Below are 3,791 nucleotides of genomic sequence, written 5' to 3'. Positions count from 1 at the left end.
GTATCGCTCCGAAGATCGACGCATGCGCGGACGATCTGCGCACATGGTGGTCGTACCGCGAGAACGTCCGCGAGATTCCAGATCAAGCGATTGCCTTTCTCGATAAATTCCTCGGCGCGGAACCCAACTGGATCATGCCCAATCTGGCTTCGGCTCGCAGTGCCATTCAGCGCACGCTCGTTTCGCCGAAACCAAGCGTTACGCTACCGAACGGCTGACCTCTGTCAGTATCCGCATGATCTTTTCACGCTGTTCGAGCTGCGGCATATGTCCGGTCCCGGCAAAGAGATGCACAGCGATCTCACCCGGCAATCCGGTGGCGTGTGTCGCGGGGATAACCCGATCAGCTGCTCCGAAAATCACACGGACCGGAAGGGTCAGGTTGGCAAGGGTCGACCTGACATCGATGACCTGCGTTCCGTCAGCGAAAAAACGGTCGGCAACGAGCTGCTGTGCGTCGCGCAAAGCCACATTTTGCGATTGAGCCAGCGTTGCGCTGATAAATGGCTTGGTCAAAAGACTTTCATCCTGAACCAGCTGCTTCATCCACGCGACGAGGCTCGGCTCGGTGCGAGCCCGGACGAATCCTGAAAGAAACGCACCATTGATTTCAGGTCCAAGCCCGGCCGATGCGATCAGGACCAGTGCACGAATGTCGAGATGGCCGCGGGCAGCCACTTCGGTTGCGACCGCGCCGCCAAACGAGTGCGCGACCAGGATTATTGGTCCAGTGTGATAGGCAGCAACGGTTTGTTCCACCAATTCGGCAATCGCATGCAGATCATCTGGAATGGTGTGCGGCGATGCGCCATGGCCCGGCAGGTCGATGGCAAGGATCGGATTGTCCAACGTGCCACCGCCCAGCATCGGTCTCCAGCTGTTGAGATCGGAGCCGAAGCCATGAATCAGGACAAGCGGCGCCAACGCCGAATTTTTGCCTTCACGCAACCATGCCGCGTGTAGCGGAGCACCGGCTTGAACGGCAGGTTCGCGAACCTGCACGACTGGCTTCGCGACCGCCGCACCCTGCGGGGTGGCAATTTCGACATCTTTCTTCTGGATGCGTCCCTTGGGTCCAGACCCTGAAACCGACGTCAGATCAATGCCAGCTTCCTTGGCAACGCGCCGAGCCAGAGGCGTTGCACGAACGCCGTCAGTTTTGTCAGCGGTCGTTGCCGTCGTTGCAGGCGCGGTTTCTTTTGATACAGCCGCCGGCTTTGCCGCTGGCGCAACAGCTGCCGGTGCATCTGCAGTGTTTGTTGGTGCCGCAGTCACGTAGGCCTCACCTTCGGCAAATATCCACGCTACCGCCTGGCCCACAGGAACTGTCGTGCCCTCCGCCGCCGTGACATTGCGCAAAATGCCCGAAGACGGTGCATCCACTTCCATGGCGGCCTTGTCAGTTTCGATTTCGAACAGCACCTGCCCTTTGGTGACAGCGTCGCCGTCCTTTGCGTACCAGCGCGAAATCTGGCCACTTTCCATATCCATATCGACCTTGGGCAGGATCACCTCGACGGGCATGATTCAACGAATCCCTTTAACGAGATCGCGAGCGCTCTTCAGAATACCGGGCACTTGCGGCACCGTCGCCTTCTCGAGCTCGGGATTATAGGGTATCGGCGTCTCCGCGCCACCAAGGCGCACGATCGGCGCATCGAGATAATCGAAGGCCTCGCTTTCGGCGATCATCGCGCTGACTTCTGCTCCGATGCCAAGCGTTTTCACGCCTTCATAGACGCACATCAGCTTCGACGTTTTTTTGACACTGGCGATGATGGTTTCCTTGTCCATCGGACGCACGGTGCGCAAATCGACGACCTCGACATTGATGCCTTCTTTTTCGAGCTCACGCGCCGCTTCCAGTGCCTTGTGCACCATAATGGCCGAAGCAACGATGGTCAGATCGGTTCCTTCGCGCACGACAGCAGCCTTGCCGATCGGCACGGTATAGTGTCCTTCCGGAACGTGACCCTTCATCTTGTAGAGCAGCTTGTGCTCGAAAATCATAACGGGATCCGGGTCTTCGATGGCCGCGAGCAACATGCCTTTGGCATCATACGGCGTCGACGGTTGAATAACCTTCAGGCCAGGTACGTGACCAAACCACGCTTCAAGGCTTTGGCTGTGTTGCGCCGCGGCGCCTGTACCGGAGCCGGCGGGAAAGCGCATCACCAGAGGCACCGAGACAGCACCGCCGAGCATATAGCGAATCTTGGCCGCCTGATTGACGATCTGTTCCATTGCAAGCGCGGCGAAATCCGAAAACTGGAACTCAAAGATCGGCCGCATTCCGGTCAAGGCCGCACCGACGGCAACGCCCGCACCGCCAAGCTCGGAGATGGGCGTATCCATCACCCGATCTTCACCGAAACGATGCACAAGATCACCGGTCACCTGAAAAGCGCCGCCGTAGACGCCGATATCCTCGCCCATCAGAAACACGCGGTCATCGGCCTCCATGGCAACGGCCATGGCTTCCTGGATTGCCTGCGAATAGCTCAGTTCGCGGATTATCTCGTCCATTAAATTTCAACCGTGTAAACGTCGCGTGTCAGATTATCGAGAGTAGGCGATGGGCTGTTCTTGGCGAATTCGATCGCCTCGGCAATCTCCGCCTCGGCGCTTGTCCGGATCGCTTCGATGTCGGCATCGTTGACGAAACCGAATTCCTTCAGCTGATCTTCGAACAGATGGATCGGATCGCGATTGCTGATCCAGTCCTCGATCTCTTCCTTTGTCCGGTAGCGGTTGCGGTCACTCTTCGAATGACCGCGATGACGATAGGTCTTGCACTCGATGAGGGTTGGCCCCTCACCCCGGCGCGCCCGTTCCACCGCAGCGTGCGAGGCTTCGGCGACATCGGAAAGATTGTTGCCGTCGACGACAACGCCCGGCATGTTATAGGCGACTGCGCGATCAGCAACGTTCGCAACAGCCGTTGAACGCCTGGTTGATGTCGACATGCCATAACCATTGTTCTCGCAGACGAAAACCACCGGCAGCTTCCAGATTGAAGCCATGTTGAGCGCTTCGTGAAACGCACCCTCATTGTTGGCGCCGTCGCCGAAATAGGAGATGACAACCTTGCCGTTCTTCTGTTTTTTTGCGGACAGAGCGGCACCAACGGCAATAGGGATACCGCCACCGACGATGCCATTCGCACCGAGATTGCCCTTGGAGACATCGGCGATATGCATGGAGCCACCACGGCCCTTGCAGTATCCGGTTTCCTTGCCGAAGAACTCGGCGAACATTTTCGAGACTTCCGCGCCCTTGGCGATGCAGTGACCATGACCGCGATGTGTCGAGGTGATCATGTCATCTTCGGCGAGCGGCATGGAAATGCCGACCGCACTCGCTTCCTGACCAATGGACAGGTGCATGGTGCCGTGGATGAGGCCGCGCGTATAGGACTCCTCTGCACCCTCTTCGAAGCGCCGTATCAGATACATCTTGCGCAGTGCTCCCTTCAGCAGTTCAGGCGGATAGTGCCGAAACGCGAAGGGAAGGTTGCTACCATCGTCATGGCGCTTGGCGTTTGAATTTCTGGCGGATGCCATGTCGGCACTCCCTGTCTGATTCTAGATGCTTTCGAGGCTCACGCGCCATAAACCAATTTGTCCTGGCGGGCGCGGAGTTCAACGATCCTGGAGCCTTGCGCGGGGGCGGCGTTGGCGCTGGTGATGAGTTCGCCCTTCCTGATGGCTTTCGTGACGCTGCCGCCCTGCAAAAGGCCGCAAGGGATGGCGCCGGCGACGCGTGCTTCGCCCGCCGTCATGATCCACGCG

At 58.4% G+C, this 3,791-nt stretch carries 3 protein-coding genes and 2 pseudogenes; 1 reads left to right on the top strand and 4 read right to left on the bottom strand.

Features of this window, described 5'->3' with window-relative positions:
• Nucleotides 1-218 (top strand): annotated as a pseudogene (locus ACXJ5O_RS21250) (hypothetical protein); the annotation flags it as partial.
• On the opposite strand, the gene ACXJ5O_RS21245 reads toward ACXJ5O_RS21250, so the two are convergent.
• From ACXJ5O_RS21245 to ACXJ5O_RS21230, 4 genes and pseudogenes are all read right to left on the bottom strand, one after another.
• Entirely contained in the window at nt 199-1,524 is a 1,326-nt protein-coding gene (locus ACXJ5O_RS21245) for an acetoin dehydrogenase dihydrolipoyllysine-residue acetyltransferase subunit (RefSeq protein ID WP_457301623.1), read from the bottom strand. The pseudogene ACXJ5O_RS21250 and the gene ACXJ5O_RS21245 sit on opposite strands and share 20 nt — an antisense overlap.
• Before the next feature lie 3 nt (nt 1,525-1,527).
• Nucleotides 1,528-2,526 (bottom strand): alpha-ketoacid dehydrogenase subunit beta, encoded by a 999-nt coding sequence (locus ACXJ5O_RS21240; protein ID WP_457301622.1) that lies wholly within the window; start codon nt 2,524-2,526, stop codon nt 1,528-1,530.
• On the bottom strand, nt 2,526-3,563 hold the full coding sequence (locus ACXJ5O_RS21235; RefSeq protein ID WP_457301621.1) for a thiamine pyrophosphate-dependent dehydrogenase E1 component subunit alpha: 1,038 nt from the start codon (nt 3,561-3,563) through the stop codon (nt 2,526-2,528). Before ACXJ5O_RS21235 ends, ACXJ5O_RS21240 begins: the two co-directional genes overlap by 1 nt.
• Nucleotides 3,564-3,601: 38 nt before the next feature.
• Nucleotides 3,602-3,791 (bottom strand): annotated as a pseudogene (locus ACXJ5O_RS21230) (homoserine dehydrogenase); the annotation flags it as partial.

The organism is Phyllobacterium sp. P5_D12 (assembly GCF_054049495.1).
Note: the sequence above shows the minus strand (reverse complement) of the source record. Positions and strands in the feature narration are given on the sequence as shown.

Excerpts from the sequence above, each read along its gene's own strand:
- ACXJ5O_RS21240 (WP_457301622.1), bottom strand. The coding sequence starts at position 2,526 with ATGGACGAGATAATCCGCGAACTGAGCTATTCGCAGGCAATCCAGGAA.
- ACXJ5O_RS21235 (WP_457301621.1), bottom strand. The coding sequence starts at position 3,563 with ATGGCATCCGCCAGAAATTCAAACGCCAAGCGCCATGACGATGGTAGC.
- ACXJ5O_RS21245 (WP_457301623.1), bottom strand. The coding sequence starts at position 1,524 with ATGCCCGTCGAGGTGATCCTGCCCAAGGTCGATATGGATATGGAAAGT.